Consider the following 19582-nt stretch of genomic DNA (forward strand, 5'->3'; position numbering starts at 1 on the left):
ATCTCATCCTAGAATAGTGTAATTCTAGCCAAATAATCATAATGTTCGCCATTCGTGACTTTTTTGCATTGCAATCCTACGGCTTGGCAAGCAGCATTTAAAGTTTCAAAATCGAGATAAAGCCATGTCATTGGGGCTTCTTCTTCTCCCTTGTAGCTCAAGTAATAATTTAGTTCGCCGTAATAATTGCCATGGCTTAATTGGGTGAGTTTTTCAATTTCGATTTCAGTTTCGATATCATCTTCAGAAAAATACATGTAGGCAATGTCAGAGGAATCGATTAAAACTTGCCCATTGGGGGTTAGTAAGGCTTTAAGATGATTTAAATATTTTGGGACTTGGGACAGCTCTTGAAAAATACCTGTACCATTCATTAGTAATAAAATAGTATCAAAAGATGCCGTTTCCTCTAAAAGTGACTTGAGTTCAATATGTAATACTCCACGCTCCCTGGCAACCTCTGTAGCACCATTAGAACTATCAATGGCCTTAACTTTAAAACCTTTGTTTTGTAACCACAACGAATGGTTTCCGGCACCGCAGCCCACATCGAGAATGGTGCCTTTGCATAAGTTTAGCGCATTTTGTTCAAGCTTGGGCATTTCAGAATAGCTTCTAAATAAATAGGGAAGTGGCAAAATATCTTCGTTAGAGATATTGGTCCAGGTAATGATATCTTCAGAATAGTTGCCATTCTGGTAGTCTAATAATGCTTTTCCGAAAATATCCTTAGTCATAGTTTTTGTCATTTCGAGCTATGCGTGGCAATCCATTTAAATTTAGTTTATATCTTGAGATTACTACGTCATTTCATTCTTCGTAATGACATGTAAATTCGTATTTTTACAATATGCAAGACCAAATCCAGAATTTACCTAAGCTCGCCAAAGATAAGCATAAAGAGAATAAAGCCTTTTTTGCAAAACTCAAAAAGAAGCCTCCAAAACAATTGGATTATATTATGCAGGGCTTGCACGAGGAAGAGTTTAAGCGGACGGATTGTTTAGAATGTGCTAACTGCTGTAAGACGACTGGGCCTTTGTTTACGGATAAGGATATTGAACGTATTGCTAAGTTTTTCAAAATGAAACCGCAGCGATTTATTGAAACTTATTTGAGAATAGATGAAGACAATGATTATGTTTTACAATCTGTTCCTTGTGCCTTTCTAGGAGCAGATAATTATTGTTCTATTTACGAGGTGAGACCAAAAGCCTGCAGGGAATTTCCACATACCGATAGGAAAAAGTTTCAGCAAATATCTAACTTAACACTAAAAAATGTAGCTATTTGTCCAGCAGCTTTTAATATCGTTGAAGCAATGAAGAAACAAATTCCACTTTAGCAATTAGGCTTCGGAATAATTTTTGATACAGTATTGAAAAAAACTCAAATGAAAAGAATTCTCATAACGACCTTATTTGTTCTATTTGCCATCAATGTATCCTCGGCACAAGCTTGGATGACCAATTTAGAGATTGCACAACGATTGGCACTGGTTCAAAATAAAATGGTACTCATGGTTTGGGAAGAAACTACCAGCTATCAATATCCAGTTTTGGTAAGAGATGAAAAGGGACGTACAATTTTTATAAATAATCTATTTGTAGATGAGTACATAAGTCCCCTTATTTGGGAACACTTTGTACCTGTTATTGTGAGTGAGCATAGATATGCCGATTTGTACGGAAAAATTAAAGGAAAGCGAAGTCAGAGATATTTAGACAAGTTTAATGATGACTCTATAAAAATAATGGATGCCAATGGCAATATCATTAATACGGATTATTTAACACAAGATTTTCAAAACATTACGACCATAATTAAACAGTATGCTTTAGATACTTCGTTCATTGTAGAAGAACTTAATAATTACAGAAATGACAAAGGCTTTTATTCAGCCTATTATTTAGCGTCTAAGTATTTGGATTTTGGACTTTACGCAAATAAAAAAATAAGATCTAATATCGTTGATTTGTCTAATATTTATCTTAATGAGGCTATTGAGTTAATTGAAACTCAAGATGAAAAAGAAAGGGCAGCTTTGAAACAGCGATGCGAACTTTTGAGAATGCAAGAATATTTGCTTCTAAGGCGCCCTAAAAAAGTGATAAGAGCGTTAAAAAAAATAAAAGAAGACACCATAGATGAAAGCAACAAAAGCTTCGTCGCGTTTTTGTATTATACAGCCTATATGAGCATGGATAAAGCAAAAGATGCTGAAACATGGAAATCTGAAATTTCTTCAGTAAATTTGAAAAAAGCACAAAAGATTATTAATCTCAACTCCTAAGTCCTTGGAAAGTATTTTTAACTATTTCGAAAATATCCCATCATCACACAGAAGTTTAATTTTGGTTGGAGGACTGGCATTTTTTTGGATGTTAGAAAGCGGATTGCCCTTGTTTAAATTTAAGTATAACAAATGGCGCCATGCCCTTCCAAATTTATTTTTTACGTTGACAACAGTTATTATAAATTTTGCTTTGGCTTTTCTTCTTGTTGGAACGTCGGATTGGGTGTCTACCAATGATTTCGGAATGATCAATTGGTTGTTTCCAACCGAAGAACCGTTATGGATATATGTATTGCTCGGTGTTTTATTTCTCGATTTTTTTGGGGCTTACTTAGCACATTATGTAGAGCACAAAGTTAAGCCGCTTTGGATGGTACATTTAGTACATCATACAGACCATAAGGTAGATACGACAACAGCAAATAGGCATCACCCTATTGAGAGTTTAATACGATTCTCGTTTACATTGTTGGGTGTTTTTATAGTTGGTACTCCTATTGCAATAGTAATGTTGTATCAAGCCATGTCATTGATCTTTACCCAATTTACACATGCCAATCTTAAGATGTCCAAAGCTTTAGATAAAGTTTTAAGCTACGTCATAGTATCACCAGATATGCATAAAATCCACCATCACTATCGTTTACCATATACGGATTCTAATTACGGTAATATCTTCAGTATTTGGGATCGGATTTTTGGAACGTATATGTATATGGATCGCGAAAAATTAGTATATGGTGTTGATGTATTTCCTGATGAAAAAAAGAATACCCACATTGGCGAACTATTAAAGCAACCTTTCCAGAAGTATGAAAAACCTACATTTTCACCAGATGTTGAAAAATAGTTTTGTACTACTTTTAATCAGTGTTCTGATGAGTTGTAATTCCGAAAAAGAAGTCGATATTCAAGGGCATCGTGGCTGTAGAGGATTATTACCCGAGAATTCCTTACCAGCTTTTGAAAAGGCCATCGATTTAGGTGTACATACCTTAGAACTCGACATAGCTATAACAAAGGAAAATGAGGTTGTAGTTTCGCATGAACCTTTTATGAGTAGAACTATTTGTTTTAATCCAGAAGGTGAAATCATCCCAGAAGACATGGATATGGCTTATAATCTCTATGAAATGACACATGAAGAGATTAAACAGTTTAATTGCGGTTCTAAATTTCATCCGATTTACCCCGAACAGAAAAAGATAAAAACGTATAAGCCACTTTTATCTGAAGTTTTTGAATTGGCAAAAGCAAAAAAAAATAACATAAAATTTAATATTGAAATTAAATCTAAACCAACATATTATGGTATTTACACGCCACATCCAGAAGCATATGTTAAGATTGTTTTAGATGAAATTGAAAAATATGATATGTTTAGCCATGTAAATCTCCAATCGTTCGACTTGGCTATTCTAGAAGAAATAAAAAAGCAATCGCCAAAGATGCCTGTGGCCTTATTGATTGACGAAGATGAAACTATAAAAGCGAAGCTTGCAAAACTTTCTTACCAACCAGAGATTATAAGTCCTTATTTTAAGTTGTTATCGCAACAAGACATCGAAAATTATCAGTCCCAAGGCTACCTTATCATTCCTTGGACTATTAATGAAGCAAAGGATATGAAAATAATGCTAGATTGGCATGTGGATGGGATTATAACGGATTATCCAGACAAGCTAATAAAGATGCTCTCCGAATGAGTTTTCAACAGGTTATCAACAAAAAAATGTTATTCCTCTAATTTCTACGTAGTTTGTGGATTTTATTTACGTCAAAACAGTAATCCATTTATGTTTGTGGCGGATTGATTAATTACTGTTGAGCTAAACACCCTTACGTTTAATGTAAAGCTTTGCTGTATTGAAAAATTTAATCCGTATTCTCCTCATAGCCATTCTCATTTTTTTGTTGAGCTTCACTCTCAAGGCACAGGAGCGAAACGTAAAGCTTGAAAAAAACAGAAACATTCAAGCAAAAAATTTAATTCATGTATTAAACGATACAAAAGATAGCTTAATTCTTCAAAGCGATAAAAAAATCAATTACCTATATTCAATTAATAAAGACTACGGAAGGGATTTCGAAATTAATATAGATACCACATATTTTAAATTTCCATTAAACAAGTTGTCTAAAGGAAAACATATATTAGTGGCGGTGCAATCACCTAAACGTATCGTTTTTGTTGTTAAAATCCTCGAAGAAATTCCGAATCCTGAACCTTTTAAAATAGTGCAAAACGAAAGCGTTGCTACAGAATCGAAGAAAGTTGTGATTTCTGAGAGTAACTAATCGTAAATAAGATATTTCTTTCGCATATTTTTATAGGTGTTTAAATCCTTTTTCCAACCCGCTTTTATCTCCGTTTCGCTAATGCCAGATTCAATTTGTCGTTGTAATTTTTCTGTACCTGCATGCTTAGTAAAGTTAGAAGTCATAAAAACCTTAGATTTATCTGTAGCATTTTTGTAGGCATCTATTATGTATTTTAAAGAGAATTCTCTTTCGGCATTTATATTAGATAGATCTACTCCATAACAAATTGTATTTTGATGCTTTGGATATTTAGCGCCAAAATTTGAAACAGGAGTATAACTAAATTTATAATGGTTCTTATCTAGAAATGGAGCTCCGTAACGTTGAAATTGAAATTCTGTGCCTCTGCCAGCATTAATATTAGTGCCTTCAAATAAGCCTAAACTAGGGTACAATGTTATAGCTTGGTCATTCGGAAGGTTTGGCGAAGGTCTTATAGGTAGACTATATGTAATATGATGATTGTAATTTTTCATTTCAATTATGGTGATATCACAAGTAACACCATTTTTTAACCAACCTTCACCATTAATCATTTGGGCATATTCACCAATGGTCATTCCATGAACTAAAGGGATAGGGTGCATCCCTAAAAAGCTACTGTGCTTTTTTTCTAATACAGGGCCATCTACATAATTACCATTTGGATTTGGACGATCTAAAATGAGTAAGGGAACATTATTCTCCGCACATGCTTCCATAACATAATGCAATGTAGAAATATACGTGTAAAAACGAACACCAACATCTTGAATATCAAAAACCATAAAGTCTAGATTCTCTAACTGTTCTTTAGTAGGTTTTTTATGTTTTCCATGAAGCGACAAAATAGGTAACTTAGTTTTAGTGTCTATGCCATCTTTAACATCTTCACCAGCATCGGCCTTACCTCTAAAGCCATGTTCGGGCGCAAATACTTTTTTAATATCTACCTTATGTTTTAAAAGGGAGTCTACTAAATGTGTAAATGAACTGTCATTGCGAGACTCCTCCGAAGTCGTGGCAATCTTCTTAAATATCACACTCGTTTGATTTGCCACTATACCAATTCGCTTTCCTTCAAATAATGGCAGATAGGTTTCTATTTGGTTAGCGCCAACAATAATAGGTTCACTTTCCTGTTCTTGTTTTAGTATTTCATCGTTAGAAGCTACTTCGTTCTTTGTTTTGGAAGTACAAGCAATGGTTACCAAAACAATGCCGATAAATATCGGGAATAAAACTGTATTTTTGAAAACCTTAAAACGCATATCTAGGTTTTGAATTTTGAGTTGTTTATAGCTAAACGCATTATTGGCAATAAAGCGTATAAAAGTAGTGTTTCGGCACCAATAATTAAAATTGGTATTGCCGCTATCGCCATCGGTATTATTGTTATGCTTGTTGCTATAGCTACAGGTTTGGGCTTACAGCAAAAAATCAGGGATAAGATCGTAGCTTTTAATGGACATATTGAGATTACCAATTACGATACTAATGCGTCCGATGAATCCCAAGTTCCAATTAAGATCCATCAGGATTTTTATCCAGAGTTCAAATCCCTTGAAGGTATAAAGCACATACAAGGCATTGCAACCAAATTTGCCGTGATAAGAACAGAAACCGATTTTGAAGGCGTAGTGGTAAAGGGTGTAGGTGCAGATTACAATTGGGATTATTTCAAAGAATTTTTGGTGGAGGGTCGCCTACCAGACTTTACAGGAAAACGCAATGAAGAAATCTTGATTTCGAATTACTTAGCCAATAGGTTAGGTTTTAAAATTGGCGACAAATTTCAGACTTTGTTTGGAGATAGTATGAATACCAGACCACGAATTATGAATTATGAAGTCGTAGGCATTTATAATTCGGGCTTTCAAGAATTGGATGAAAAATTCTGTATTGCAGATTTAAGGCATATCCAACGTCTCAATAAATGGGAAAGAGATGAAATAGGTAGCTTTGAGGTATTTATAGAAGATTTTTCGAAAATTGATGAAAAGTACGAGCAAGTCTTTAAGGAAATTCCATCCCTAATGAATGCCATTCCAGTCAATCAAAAGTATTATACCGTTTTTGAATGGATTAAAATTTTCGACAATAATACTTATGGCATTATCGCTATTATGATTATAGTTGCAGGTATTAACATGATTACGGCTTTATTGGTGCTGATATTAGAGCGTACCAGCATGATTGGCATATTAAAAGCATTGGGAAGTTCGGATTGGACCATAAGAAAAGTATTTCTGTATAATGCTTCTTATTTAATTGGTTTGGGTTTGCTTTGGGGAAACATTATAGGTTTAGGATTGTTATTCGCACAGAAGTCCTTTAAGCTATTTCCGTTAAATCCAGATACCTATTATGTAAGTGAAGCACCCGTTTATATTAGCTTGGATTATATTTTAATATTAAATATTGGTACGTTTTTCGCTTGTTTGTTAATGCTCTTGATCCCATCAGTAATAATTTCCAAGATTTCACCTGTAAAAGCAATTCGTTTTAATTGAAAGCATAGCCCCTAGAATGTCCTATTGACGTTGGATTACGATTTGTCATATTCAACAAAGGGGAATAAATGATGTTAAGGCTTCACCTATTTTATCATAACTCGTGATGTTTATAAATGCCAAGTTGCTCTTTAATTCAAAGATTTAAACTTTGAATTTTAGCTTTTGGAATTTGTTTTTTTGGATTTGACGATTCTTCTTCTTCGCTAAATTCGTAATATAAAAACATAACTAACTTTTAACTTTGTACTTATTACTTTTAACTTAAATTTGCACGTTTTATTCACTGAAGCGAAGTTAATTGCTAAGGTGAACAAATTTGATTTATGGAATACGCAGAAAATATACTTGAGACTATTGGCAATACACCATTGGTGAAAATGAACAAATTGGTTGAGGATTTACCTTGTTTGGTGCTTGCCAAATATGAAACCTTTAATCCAGGAAATTCGGTTAAAGATCGAATGGCACTACAAATGGTGGAAGATGCCGAAGCGGACGGAAGATTAAAGCCAGGGGGAACTATAGTCGAAGGGACATCAGGTAATACAGGTATGGGTTTGGCTCTTGCTGGAGTGGTAAAAGGCTATGAATGTATTTTCGTCACAACAGATAAGCAATCCAAAGAAAAAATTGATATTCTAAAAGCACTTGGAGCAAGAGTAGAGGTTTGTCCTACTAATGTGGCACCAGATGATCCTAGGAGTTATTACTCAGTCTCTAAACGTTTGAGCGAAGAAATTCCTAATGCGTGGTATGTTAATCAATACGACAATCCTAGCAATTGTAAGGCTCATTTTAAGACTACTGGACCCGAGATATGGGAACAGACCGACGGTAAAGTTACCCATTTCATCGTTGGTGTCGGTACAGGAGGAACGATCTCTGGTGTGGGGAGCTACCTTAAAATGAAAAATCCGAAAGTGAAAGTCTGGGGTATAGATACCTACGGTTCGGTATTCAAAAAATATCACGAAACAGGTATTTTTGATGAAAACGAAATTTATCCTTATGTAACAGAAGGTATCGGCGAAGATATATTACCTGCAAATGTAAACTTTGACATTATTGATGGATTTACAAAAGTAACTGATAAAGATGCAGCTGTTTACACACAAAGACTAGCAAAAGAAGAAGGTATGTTTTTGGGTAATTCTGCTGGAGCTGCTATTAAAGGTGTACTTCAATTAAAAGAGCATTTTAGCCCGGACGATGTCGTTGTTGTTCTATTTCATGATCATGGAAGTCGTTATGTAGGCAAAATGTTTAATGACGATTGGATGCGCGAGATGGGTTACATAGAATAATTATTGAATTTCTAGTTCAACGGCATCCATTAATAAAAAAAATCTTGACAAATTTGTCAGGATTTTCCTATTTTAGGACCATGCAAGAAGACTTTCTTCACTATATCTGGAAACATAAAATGTTTTCAACATCTTCTCTTAAGACAACAAAAGGGGAACGAGTTGCTATAAGGAAATTGGGTCAGCATAATCACAATTCTGGTCCAGATTTTTTTAATGCGCAGATCGATATTAATAATCAGCTTTGGGCTGGCAATGTTGAGATTCATATAAAGTCTTCGGACTGGTATTTGCATAATCATGAAACAGATAGCGCATATGATAATGTTATCTTACATGTTGTTTGGGAGCATGATGCCGAAATCTTTAGAAAGGACAATTCTAAAATCCCAACTTTAGAATTACAACAATATATAGATCTTCATCTTTTGGATAACTATAGGGAATTGATACAATCAAGACATTGGATCAATTGCGAAAAGGATTTCCAAGAAGTTGATGATTTCTTATTAAATAATTGGCTAGAGCGTTTATTTATAGAGCGTTTAGAGCGAAAATCGGATGACATTTCAAAATTACTGAAGCTATCCTATAATGATTGGGAAGCCGTTTTGTTTAAGATGCTATTGAAGAATTTTGGGCTCAAGGTCAATGGTGAAGCTTTTTTGAGTTTAGCCAATTCAGTGGATTATTCAGTCGTTAGAAAGCTGCAGCATAGTGTTTTAGATATGGAAGCTTTGCTGTTTGGTCAGGCAGGTTTTCTGGATGGTGATATTCAAGAAACATACCATCTGAAATTAAAGCAACACTACCAATATTTGAATCAAAAGTTCAGACTAAACAATCAAGGTGTTTTACAGATACAATTTTTTAGATTACGGCCACCCAATTTCCCAACCGTTCGTTTGTCTCAATTTGCCAATCTCTATTCTAATGAGCATCAGCTTTTTTCTAAGTTAATGGCCTGCGAATCAAAGGAAGCATTTTATACACTTTTTAGTAAAGGGGTGTCCGATTTTTGGATGACACATTATACTTTTACAAGCACTTCAAATACGTCAAAAAAGATGCTTACTAAATCATTTATAGATTTATTGATCATCAATACAATTGTTCCCCTAAAGTTCAGTTATGCAAAATCCCAGGGAAAACATATAGAAGAAAGCTTACTAAAGCTTATTAGAGAAATAAACCTAGAAAGCAACAGTATTGTAAAAAAGTTTTTAGAGTTGAAATCGATCGAAAAAAATGCTTTCACCTCTCAAGCTTTGTTGCAATTAAAACAGCATTATTGTGATAAAAATAAATGCCTGCAATGTGCAATCGGCAATAGTCTAATCGTTAAAAATTAATTAAATTGCGATTAATAAATGCGCCATAACAGATTAATTTGATTCAGACCACAATATTAATTGGTGAAATCGCAGATTCACTAATTCTTTTAAAACCAAATGATTTACAGATGCATAATTACATCTGACAAACGGAAACAATATATATTAACAGATGAATTTGTTCTACACGCTATTACACTTTTTTCAAAAACGAGGGTATTATGTTTGCCAGCGTATTGCTGACCGCTTGGGTATTAGAGCTAAAATTGTAAGAACGTCATTTATGTATTTAACCTTCGTTACACTAGGGTTTGGTTTCGCTTTATATTTATTTTTAGCTTTTTGGATACGAATTAAAGATATAATCTACACAAAGCGCTCTTCGGTATTTGATCTATAATTATGAAGAACCCATTACTCAGACTATTTAGATCCAAAATCTACACGGCTTTACTATTGCTTCTTCTGGTGTTGTTTATAGGTGTTTTTGGTTTTAGATTTATATCAGATTATACTTGGATAGATGCTGTGTATATGACAGTAATTACTATTACTACTGTAGGTTTTGAAGAGGTGAACCCATTAGATGATACCGCTAAGATATTTACTGTATTTTTAATCTTATCTAGTGTAGTCATTGTAGGTTATGCTATTTCAATAATCACGGAATACATTCTCAGCAAAAACAATATAGAAGACATAAAACAACGAAAAATGCAAAAGGAAATTGAATCCATGTCTAACCACATAATCATCTGTGGTTTTGGACGCAATGGAAAGCAAGCATCAAGAAAATTACTGGACTATGGTAAACCCTTTGTAATTATTGAACGCGATAAAGAAGTAATTGAAAAGTTACAAGATGAAAACATTCCTTATGTTTTTGGTAATGCTAATGAGGATGAAACCCTAATTGAAGCTGGTGTAGAAAGGGCGAGTACTCTAATTACAGCATTGCCAAGCGATGCCGATAATTTGTTTGTGGTGTTATCTGCAAGACAAATCAATAAAACCATTGGTATAATAAGTAGAGCATCACAAGAAACGTCATACAACAAACTAAAATTAGCTGGGGCCAATAACGTTATTTCACCAGATAAAATTGGTGGCGATCATATGGCATCACTTGTAGTGATTCCAGATTTAGTAGAATTTATAGATAACCTAGGGATTGTTGGAGAGCAGAATATAAATGTAGAAGAAGTAAAAGTAGAGCAACTGTATAATATTAATAAGGTAAAGACCATAAGAGAACTCGATTTAAGGAGAAAAACAGGTTGTACCGTTATTGGCTTTAAGGATGAAAACGGTGAATATATTGTAAATCCTGAAGCAGATACCAAGCTAGTGGCAGGTTCTAAAATCATAGTTTTGGGTCGCCCAGAACAAATTGAAAAACTAAATTCTGAATATAACATAGATCAAGACACCTAGCCATTTTAACGTCTCTAACTTTAAAAACTCATTTTTTTTTAGCATCTTGTCGGCTATATTCAATTAAAACTAACTAATAACTACTCTTATGAAGAAATATCTTCTATCAATTTTTGTGCTTTTATTTCCGTTGTTAAATTTTGCTCAAGAGGCACAAGAAAAAGGTCTAGACCAAAGAATTGATGAAGGATTTAAACCAGTCTCAGATTTTTTTAACAATGTCATATTTTTTAAGGTTTGGACCAACCCCGATATTCCATTTGTTTTGGTTCTTCTCGTAGGGAGTGCTTTGTTTTTTACATTGTATTTTAAGTTTCCTAATATTAGGCACTTCTTTACCGCCATCAATGTCGTAAGAGGCAAATATGATGAAGTTGATCATCCTATTGTTGAACCAGCTTATGGAGATTCAACACCAGGCGGTGATGCTATTGAGACCATTAGGTACGAGACAGAAGAAGGCGAGGTTAGTCATTTTCAAGCTCTAGCAACAGCAGTTTCTGGTACAGTTGGAAATGGAAATATTGCGGGTGTAGCTCTGGCAATTGCTTTGGGTGGCCCGGGAGCTACATTTTGGATGATAATTTGCGGTCTTTTAGGAATGTCAACGAAATTTGTTGAATGTACTTTGGGGGTTCAATATAGAGATGTTGATGAGAATGGAGTAGTGTATGGAGGTCCCATGTATTATATAAGTAAAGGTCTCAGAGAAAGAGGTTTTGCTATGCTGGGTAAAATTGCTGCAATTTTCTTCGCTATTTTTTGCATTGGTGGTTCATTCGGAGGCGGTAATGCAGCACAATCCAATCAGGCAACCATAGTATTAAAAGAACTACTAGGATTAGAAAGTACTGGTGCCGGTTTTTGGATTGGGGTTGTTCTGGCTATCTTAGTTGGAGTTATCATTATTGGTGGTATAAAACGTATTGCATCGGTAACTGAAAAAATAGTTCCATTTATGGCCTTGTTATATGTTGTAGCTTGCCTCTATATCATCTTATCTAATTTTTCATTAATCGATGATGCCATTTCATTGATAGTAACACAAGCTTTCAATCCAAAGTCTATGGCAGTAGGTGGTATAATAGGTGTTCTTTTGGTAGGATTTAAAAGAGCAGCCTTTTCTAATGAAGCCGGTGCAGGTTCAGCATCAATTGCACACTCTGCAGTAAAGACCAAATATTCTGCTTCTGAAGGACTTGTAGCCTTGTTAGAGCCATTCATAGATACGGTTGTTATTTGTACTATGACCGCATTAGTGATAGTTATCTTCAATTTCGGTGGTTTCTTTGAATATGGAGCAGATGTAAGTACCGATGGTAGTGGCGCGGTGTTAATAGGTGATGAAATAGTACAGGGAGCCGGAATTACATCTAAGGCCTTTGCACAATATATACCATATTCTAATGTGTTTTTGACAATTGCAGTAGTATTGTTTGCAGTTTCTACCATGATTTCTTGGTCGTACTATGGTCTGCAATCTTGGAAATTCTTGTTTGGTAGAGGAAAAACTGCTGATTTAGTTTATAAGCTATTGTTTTTAATATTCGTAATTATTGGTGCAGCTGCAAGTATGGGGTCAATTTGGTCGTTCTCAGATGCCATGATTTTCGCTATGGTCTTCCCAAATATGGTAGGTCTGTATTTCTTATTCCCAGTAGTTAGGAAACAATTGGCACGTTATGTTAAAGCCATAAAGGCTAATTCTGAAGAATAAATATAGTTCTATATATGAAATCCCACTTCCAGTTTACCAATCAACAACGAAATGGGATTTTTTTATTGTTGCTAATCATTATTACTTTACAGTGCATTTATGCCTTAGTAGATTTTTCCAATGAGGAATTAGCAATTGATAATGAAGCTATAGATGCTTTTAGACAAGAGTTAGATTCGCTTCGTTTGGTTGAGATTGAGAAGAATACACCTAAAATATACCCATTCAACCCTAACTATATTACAGACTACAAGGGGTATGCTCTGGGGATGTCTAATGAGGAAATCGACCGACTCCATAAATTTAGGGAAAGCAATCAATGGATTAATTCAGCAAAGCAGTTTCAAAAGGTTACTAAAGTTTCAGACTCACTATTAGCAACAATCTCCCCATACTTTAAGTTTCCTGAGTGGGTAACTAAACCTAAGGTAAAATCAAATTCTTACAATCATTCATACTCAAATAATAATGCACCAAAATCCTATGCTCAAAAGATAGACTTAAACAAAGCAACAGCATCTCAACTACAAAAAGTTTATGGCGTAGGCGAAAAACTTTCAGAGCGAATCATTAGATACAGAAACAAATTTGAAGGTGGATTTGTTGCCGATGTAGAACTTTCGGAAGTCTACGGATTATCACCAGAAGTGATTGATCGCATCAAAAATGAATTTACCGTAAAAACACCAAGAGCAATTACAAAGTACAATCTTAATGCAGCTACAAGAGACGAATTGGTGACCATCCAATATATTGATTATGAAATAGCTAATAATATTATAGAAGAGCGTACCTTAAGAGACGGATTTAAATCTTTGGAAGAATTAACAAAAGTTGAAGATTTTCCTGTGAATAAGATCGAGATAATTAAGTTATATTTGCATCTGTAAAAAAAAGAACTAAATGTCTAGTATTTATTTCACGGAAGAACATAATTTATTTAGGGAAAGTCTTAGGGGGTTTTTGCAGAAAGAAGTCGTTCCCCATATTGAAAAATGGGAAGAAACAGGAAATATAGAACGCTTTATCTGGAAGAAATTTGGAGAAATGGGCTATTTTGGTTTAGCCTATCCTGAGGCCTACGGTGGGTTGGACTTAGATTTGTTCTACACGGTTATCCTTTTAGAAGAGTTGCAACGTATCAATTCGGGTGGTTTTGCCGCAGCGATTTGGGCACATGCTTATTTAGCAATGACGCACCTTAATGCTGAGGGCGATGAAGCTATAAAATCAAAATATTTAACTGATAGTATTTCTGGCGATAAAATAGGTTGCTTATGTATTACAGAACCTTTTGGCGGTAGTGATGTGGCAGGTATGAGAACAACAGCTGTAAAGAATGGAGATTCTTATATAATCAACGGTTCTAAAACGTTTATCACCAATGGTGTTAGTAGTGATTATTTAGTCGTGGCTGCTAAGACCAATCCAGAATTGGGTAATAAAGGCATCAGTATTTTTGTGATAGATAGAGATACACCTGGTATCTCAGCAACAAAATTAGATAAGTTAGGATGGCGAGCTTCAGATACAGGTGAGATTGCCTTCGATAATGTAGAGATTCCAGTATCAAATCTAATGGGAGAGGAGAATCAAGGTTTTCCATATATCATGCAACATTTTGCATTAGAACGGCTCATCATGGGGATTAATGCTCATGCAAGGGCAGAGTATGCTTTAGAATATGCAAAGCAGTATATGAGCGAGCGTACAGCTTTTGGAAAAACAATCGATCAGTTCCAAGCTTTGAGACACACCTTCGCGGATTGCATAACACAAATGGAAATTTGTAAGCAATTCAACTATTATGTTGCAAAACGTTTAGATAAGGGAGACTACGTAGTTAAGGAAGCCACAATGTCTAAACTACAATCTACCAAAATGGCCGATGATGTTATTTACCAATGTCTACAGTTTTTAGGCGGCTATGGGTATATGGAAGAATATCCTATGGCACGTTTAGCAAGAGACAGTCGCTTAGGGCCTATAGGTGGTGGAACTTCAGAGATACTCAAAGAGATTATTGCGAAAATGGTTATAGATAATAAGGATTATAAACCAGCAACGTAGCCGATATTCTAAATATTTATACTTAAAGAGTCCTGCTTAAAAACAGGATTTTTTTGTTTTCTAATTACACTTTCAATCTAAAAAGCTATATTTATTACATTAAGATAACATGAGTTTACAGGCCTTTTCAGATTATTTGTCGTTAGAAAAAAAGTATTCTAAGCATACCGTATTGGCATATCTTAGGGATTTAGAAATGTTTCAAGAATTTCTTAAGGAAAATCATGATTCCGAACCTTTGACCAATATTAATTATTCAGAGATAAGGCAATGGATTGTTGAATTGGTAGATAGTGGTATTTCAAATAGAACTATAAACAGAAAAATATCTTCGCTTAATTCATACTATAAGTTTCTGCAAAAGGTTCAGCAAATAGAAACTAATCCGTTAAAACGACACAAAGCACTTAAAGTTGGTAAGAAAGTTCAACTGCCTTTTTCGGAACAGGAATTAAAACAAGTTTTAGAAAATTCAATAGAGGTTAATGATTTTGAAAGTGCTAGAAATCAATTAATCATAGAGTTGTTCTATGCAACAGGTATAAGACGTATAGAATTAGTAAACATAAAGATTTCTGATCTAGACCTAAACAATAGACAGATAAAAGTCTTGGGCAAGCGAAATAAAGAGCGTTATATACCACTTATAGATACATTGATTACCTCTCTGAATAGCTACTTAACCTATAGGGCTAACTTGCCAATAATTGAAGACAAAGAAGAATTGTTTTTAACAAAAAAAGGTCTTAAAATTTACGAAATGCTTGTTTACCGAATAATAAATAAGTACTTTAGTGAAGCATCTTCAAAGGCAAAATGCAGCCCGCATGTATTGAGGCACTCATTTGCAACTCATCTATTAAATCAAGGTGCAGACTTAAATGCAGTAAAAGAACTTCTTGGACATACAAGTTTAGCGGCCACACAAGTATATACACATAACAGTATAGCAGAATTAAAAAAGGTGTATGCTAAATCACATCCAAGGAATAGACGTTAAGAACTAACCTTAACATTAATTAGAGTATTGAATCATCTTCAGTACTATTGTTTAACTTAAAAAACAACGTATGAAAGTAAACACCCAATCCGTTAATTTCACAGCAGACAGAAAATTGATAGATTTCATTCAAAAAAGGATGGATAAGTTAGATTTGTTTTATGATAAGATAATTCAGTCTAATGTTTATTTAAAGGTTGAAAATACAAGCGATAAAGAAAACAAGGTTTTTGAAGCTAAAGTGCTTGTTCCAGGTGATAGTTTTGTGGTAAAGAAACAGTGTAAAACATTCGAAGAAGGAGCGGATATTGCAATAGCATCTTTAGAACGGCAAATTAAAAAACGAAAACAAAAATTAAGGGCTAGAGCGAAGGCCTAAAAATTTTTCAAAAATGTTTTGAATAAAAAAATAAAACACTACATTTGCAGTCCGTTAGAAATAGCGGACTTTTTTTATGGTCAAATTTTGACGAAAAAAGGCAACAAAAAGCCGATATAGCTCAGCTGGCTAGAGCAGCTGATTTGTAATCAGCAGGTCGTGGGTTCGAGTCCCTCTATCGGCTCTATATTCCTGCAAAAACAGGAGATCTCAGACTAGAAGTTTGAGTATGTTATTTGAAAATTTTTGGGGAGATACTCAAGCGGCCAACGAGGACAGACTGTAACTCTGTTGTTTTTTAACTTCGCAGGTTCGAATCCTGCTCTCCCCACAAAGAATTTTTATGAGAAGTTGTCAAAAGCTTGCTTTCGTAAAACTGCGTTAAAAAATTCTTTGGATTGGGTCACCAATTCAGGATCACCAATTATAATAAGGTTATCCAGAAACTTTGAAATATTGAAAAACCATTGATTAAGTAGTAAAAAAGCTTAATTATAATTGCGGGAGTAGCTCAGTTGGTAGAGCGTCAGCCTTCCAAGCTGAATGTCGCCGGTTCGAACCCGGTCTCCCGCTCTAAAATTTGCAAATTGCGAATTCCGATTTGCGGATCGTAAATCTAAATGTCGGCAATCGTAAATAAATCGCCGGCGTAGCTCAGGGGTAGAGCGTTTCCTTGGTAAGGAAGAGGTCACGAGTTCAAATCTCGTCGTTGGCTCTTTAGTTCTAAGGAAGTTTAGAATAAAAATTGAACACTAATATTAAATAAGATTAAATAAATTAAACATGGCAAAGGCAACTTTTGATCGTTCAAAACCACACTTAAATATTGGTACTATTGGACACGTAGATCACGGTAAAACAACTTTAACTGCTGCTATTACTAAAGTATTAGCTGATGCAGGTTTATCTGAAGCTAAGGATTTCGATCAAATCGATAATGCACCGGAAGAAAAAGAAAGAGGTATCACAATTAATACATCTCACGTAGAATATCAAACGCAAAACCGTCACTATGCACACGTTGACTGTCCAGGTCACGCGGATTACGTTAAGAACATGGTAACTGGTGCTGCTCAAATGGATGGTGCTATCTTAGTTGTTGCTGCAACAGATGGTCCTATGCCACAAACACGTGAGCATATCTTACTTGGTCGTCAGGTAGGTATTCCTCGTATCGTTGTATTCATGAACAAAGTGGATATGGTTGATGACGAAGAGCTTTTAGAATTAGTTGAAATGGAAATCAGAGATTTATTATCATTCTATGAGTACGATGGTGATAATGGTCCTGTAATTGCTGGTTCAGCTTTAGGTGCACTTAACGGTGAGCAAAAGTGGGTAGATACAGTATTAGAATTAATGAAGAATGTTGACGAGTGGATTGAAGAACCAGTGCGCGATATGGATAAGCCTTTCTTAATGCCTATCGAAGACGTATTCTCAATTACTGGTCGTGGTACTGTGGCAACTGGACGTATTGAGACTGGTGTAGCTAATACTGGTGATCCTGTTGAGATTATCGGTATGGGTGCTGAGAAATTAACATCTACTATTACTGGTATTGAGATGTTCCGTCAAATATTAGATAGAGGTGAAGCTGGTGATAATGCAGGTATCTTATTAAGAGGTATTGAGAAAAATCAAATCTCTAGAGGTATGGTAATCACAAAGCCAGGTTCAGTAACTCCTCACAAACAATTCAAAGCTGAGGTTTATATCCTTAAAAAAGAAGAAGGTGGTCGTCACACACCATTCCACAACAACTACCGTCCACAGTTCTACGTACGTACAACTGACGTAACTGGAAATATTTCTCTTCCAGATGGTGTTGAAATGGTAATGCCAGGTGACAACCTTACAATTACTGTTGACTTGATTCAACCAATTGCTATGAACGTAGGTTTACGTTTCGCTATCCGTGAGGGTGGTAGAACAGTTGGAGCTGGTCAGGTAACTGAAATTTTAGACTAAATAAAACAAATAAATAATCAATTTAAGGTGTCCCGAAATTTCGGGATGCCTTGATTGTTGTTTACGGGTTTAGCTCATCCCGATAGCTATCGGGAGGTAGAGCAAAAACTCAAAAAACGGGTTTAGCTCAGTTGGTAGAGCACTGGTCTCCAAAACCAGGTGTCGTGAGTTCGAGTCTCGCAACCCGTGCGAAGTAAAGGATTGCTAGACGAGAAGTCTATGCTGAGCATAGTCGAAGTAAGTCTCGCAACCCGTGCGATAATGAAACTGGTTAATATATAACCTAAAAAATAAGAATCAAATGGCAGGATTAATAACATATATCAAAGAATCGTTCGATGAGTTAAAAAACCATGTGTCTTGGACACCTTGGCCAGAAGCTCAACGATTAACGGTTCTTGTAGCAGTTTTTTCAATTATTTTTTCTTTAGCTATTTGGGGGGTGGACACTGTATTTAGTAGAGCAGTAAAGGTATATTTTGATTTATTAAGCTAAAACAAATATTCAGAAAAGAAGATGTCAGATAAAAAGTGGTATGTTGTTAGAGCAGTAAGTGGTCAGGAGAATAAAATAAAGACCTACATAGAAAACGAAATCGCCAGATTAGGTTTAGAAGATTATGTAGATCAGGTTTTAGTACCGACCGAAAAAGTGATCCAAATACGTAATGGAAAGAAAATAAACAAAGAGAAGGTTTATTTTCCTGGTTACATTATGATTCAAGCTAACTTGAGTGGTGAGATTCCCCATATCATTAAATCCATTACTAATGTAATTGGTTTTTTGGGTGAGACTAAAGGAGGTGATCCAGTACCACTGAGACAGTCTGAAGTCAACAGAATGTTAGGTAAAGTAGATGAATTGGCTATAGAAGCTGATGCTAATATTGCAATTCCTTTTACAAAAGGAGAAACCGTAAAAGTTATCGATGGACCATTTAATGGTTTTGATGGTACCATAGAAAAAATATTTGAAGAAAAGCGTAAGCTTGAGGTAATGGTTAAAATTTTCGGAAGAAAGACACCATTAGAACTAAGCTATATGCAAGTTGAAAAGTTATAATAATTGTTACAATTAAGATAGCGTTAATCTAAGCTTCCAAAATAGAAAGACGCACTAAATTTTGAAAAATGGCAAAAGAACTAGACAAAGTAGTTAAGTTACAAGTTCGGGGAGGTGCTGCGAATCCATCGCCACCGGTTGGACCCGCTTTAGGTGCCGCTGGAGTTAATATCATGGAGTTCTGTAAGCAGTTTAAT

General features: G+C 35.0%; 20 protein-coding genes, 5 tRNA genes and 1 pseudogene. 24 read left to right on the forward strand and 2 right to left on the reverse strand.

Annotated elements, in window-relative coordinates:
- Positions 1-8 precede the first annotated feature (8 nt).
- Entirely contained in the window at positions 9-737 is a 729-nt protein-coding gene (locus Q0972_RS07940; protein ID WP_299364607.1) for a bifunctional 2-polyprenyl-6-hydroxyphenol methylase/3-demethylubiquinol 3-O-methyltransferase UbiG, read from the reverse strand.
- A 113-nt stretch (positions 738-850) separates the two neighbouring features.
- On the opposite strand from Q0972_RS07940, the gene Q0972_RS07945 reads away from it, so the two are divergent.
- From Q0972_RS07945 to Q0972_RS07965, 5 genes are all read left to right on the forward strand, one after another.
- Complete coding sequence (locus tag Q0972_RS07945) at positions 851-1345, forward strand: YkgJ family cysteine cluster protein (protein WP_299364610.1); 495 nt, start codon at positions 851-853, stop codon at positions 1343-1345.
- Between the two features lie 48 nt (positions 1346-1393).
- Positions 1394-2293, forward strand: coding sequence for a hypothetical protein (locus tag Q0972_RS07950; protein ID WP_299364612.1), 900 nt, complete (start codon positions 1394-1396; stop codon positions 2291-2293).
- A 4-nt stretch (positions 2294-2297) separates the two neighbouring features.
- Positions 2298-3146, forward strand: a complete 849-nt coding sequence (locus tag Q0972_RS07955; RefSeq protein WP_299364614.1) for a sterol desaturase family protein — start codon at positions 2298-2300, stop codon at positions 3144-3146.
- Between the two features lie 28 nt (positions 3147-3174).
- Positions 3175-4002, forward strand: a complete 828-nt coding sequence (locus Q0972_RS07960) for a glycerophosphodiester phosphodiesterase family protein (protein ID WP_299364620.1) — start codon at positions 3175-3177, stop codon at positions 4000-4002.
- A gap of 160 nt (positions 4003-4162) precedes the next feature.
- The gene (locus Q0972_RS07965; RefSeq protein ID WP_299364623.1) at positions 4163-4594 is read left to right on the forward strand and encodes a hypothetical protein; all 432 of its coding nucleotides are present in this window, start codon (positions 4163-4165) and stop codon (positions 4592-4594) included.
- On the opposite strand, the gene Q0972_RS07970 is transcribed toward Q0972_RS07965, so the two are convergent.
- Positions 4591-5868 (reverse strand): DUF1343 domain-containing protein, encoded by a 1278-nt coding sequence (locus tag Q0972_RS07970; protein WP_299364625.1) that lies wholly within the window; start codon positions 5866-5868, stop codon positions 4591-4593. The two genes, Q0972_RS07965 and Q0972_RS07970, sit on opposite strands and share 4 nt — an antisense overlap.
- 9 nt (positions 5869-5877) lie before the next feature.
- Here Q0972_RS07970 and Q0972_RS07975 point away from each other — a divergent pair, with 9 nt between their 5' ends.
- The 19 genes and pseudogenes from Q0972_RS07975 to Q0972_RS08065 all read left to right on the forward strand — a co-directional run.
- Positions 5878-7110, forward strand: a complete 1233-nt coding sequence (locus Q0972_RS07975) for an FtsX-like permease family protein (RefSeq protein ID WP_299364626.1) — start codon at positions 5878-5880, stop codon at positions 7108-7110.
- A gap of 326 nt (positions 7111-7436) precedes the next feature.
- A complete protein-coding gene (locus Q0972_RS07980) occupies positions 7437-8417 on the forward strand; it encodes a PLP-dependent cysteine synthase family protein (protein ID WP_299364629.1) in 981 nt (326 codons plus the stop codon).
- Positions 8418-8470: 53 nt separating this feature from the next.
- Positions 8471-9769, forward strand: coding sequence for a DUF2851 family protein (locus Q0972_RS07985; protein WP_367182398.1), 1299 nt, complete (start codon positions 8471-8473; stop codon positions 9767-9769).
- 154 nt (positions 9770-9923) lie between these two features.
- A complete protein-coding gene (locus Q0972_RS07990; protein WP_299364631.1) occupies positions 9924-10151 on the forward strand; it encodes a PspC domain-containing protein in 228 nt (75 codons plus the stop codon).
- A 2-nt stretch (positions 10152-10153) separates the two neighbouring features.
- Positions 10154-11185 (forward strand): TrkA family potassium uptake protein, encoded by a 1032-nt coding sequence (locus tag Q0972_RS07995; protein WP_299364633.1) that lies wholly within the window; start codon positions 10154-10156, stop codon positions 11183-11185.
- Positions 11186-11273: 88 nt separating this feature from the next.
- On the forward strand, positions 11274-12902 hold the full coding sequence (locus tag Q0972_RS08000) for a sodium:alanine symporter family protein (RefSeq protein WP_299364636.1): 1629 nt from the start codon (positions 11274-11276) through the stop codon (positions 12900-12902).
- Between the two features lie 14 nt (positions 12903-12916).
- Positions 12917-13792, forward strand: coding sequence for a helix-hairpin-helix domain-containing protein (locus Q0972_RS08005; protein ID WP_299364638.1), 876 nt, complete (start codon positions 12917-12919; stop codon positions 13790-13792).
- A 13-nt stretch (positions 13793-13805) separates the two neighbouring features.
- Entirely contained in the window at positions 13806-14972 is a 1167-nt protein-coding gene (locus tag Q0972_RS08010; protein WP_299364640.1) for an acyl-CoA dehydrogenase family protein, read from the forward strand.
- A gap of 109 nt (positions 14973-15081) precedes the next feature.
- Positions 15082-15972, forward strand: a complete 891-nt coding sequence (locus tag Q0972_RS08015) for a tyrosine-type recombinase/integrase (protein WP_299364642.1) — start codon at positions 15082-15084, stop codon at positions 15970-15972.
- 70 nt (positions 15973-16042) lie between these two features.
- Complete coding sequence (locus Q0972_RS08020; RefSeq protein ID WP_299364645.1) at positions 16043-16351, forward strand: HPF/RaiA family ribosome-associated protein; 309 nt, start codon at positions 16043-16045, stop codon at positions 16349-16351.
- A gap of 110 nt (positions 16352-16461) precedes the next feature.
- Positions 16462-16535 (forward strand) — tRNA-Thr (locus Q0972_RS08025).
- 64 nt (positions 16536-16599) lie between these two features.
- A tRNA-Tyr gene (locus Q0972_RS08030) sits at positions 16600-16682 on the forward strand.
- A gap of 169 nt (positions 16683-16851) precedes the next feature.
- A tRNA-Gly gene (locus Q0972_RS08035) sits at positions 16852-16924 on the forward strand.
- Positions 16925-16994: 70 nt separating this feature from the next.
- Positions 16995-17066: transfer RNA gene (locus Q0972_RS08040), tRNA-Thr, on the forward strand.
- Positions 17067-17134: 68 nt separating this feature from the next.
- Positions 17135-18322: an elongation factor Tu gene (gene tuf, locus Q0972_RS08045; protein ID WP_299364647.1), complete on the forward strand. Its 1188-nt coding sequence runs from the start codon at positions 17135-17137 to the stop codon at positions 18320-18322.
- Positions 18323-18438: 116 nt separating this feature from the next.
- A tRNA-Trp gene (locus Q0972_RS08050) sits at positions 18439-18511 on the forward strand.
- A gap of 112 nt (positions 18512-18623) precedes the next feature.
- Positions 18624-18818, forward strand: coding sequence for a preprotein translocase subunit SecE (secE, locus tag Q0972_RS08055; protein ID WP_299364649.1), 195 nt, complete (start codon positions 18624-18626; stop codon positions 18816-18818).
- 21 nt (positions 18819-18839) lie between these two features.
- A complete protein-coding gene (gene nusG / locus Q0972_RS08060) occupies positions 18840-19385 on the forward strand; it encodes a transcription termination/antitermination protein NusG (protein WP_076617136.1) in 546 nt (181 codons plus the stop codon).
- A 68-nt stretch (positions 19386-19453) separates the two neighbouring features.
- Positions 19454-19582: pseudogene (locus Q0972_RS08065) on the forward strand (50S ribosomal protein L11); the annotation flags it as partial.

The sequence above is a fragment of the Winogradskyella sp. genome, from assembly GCF_028282165.1.
In the GTDB taxonomy this organism is placed as follows: Bacteria; Bacteroidota; Bacteroidia; order Flavobacteriales; family Flavobacteriaceae; genus Winogradskyella.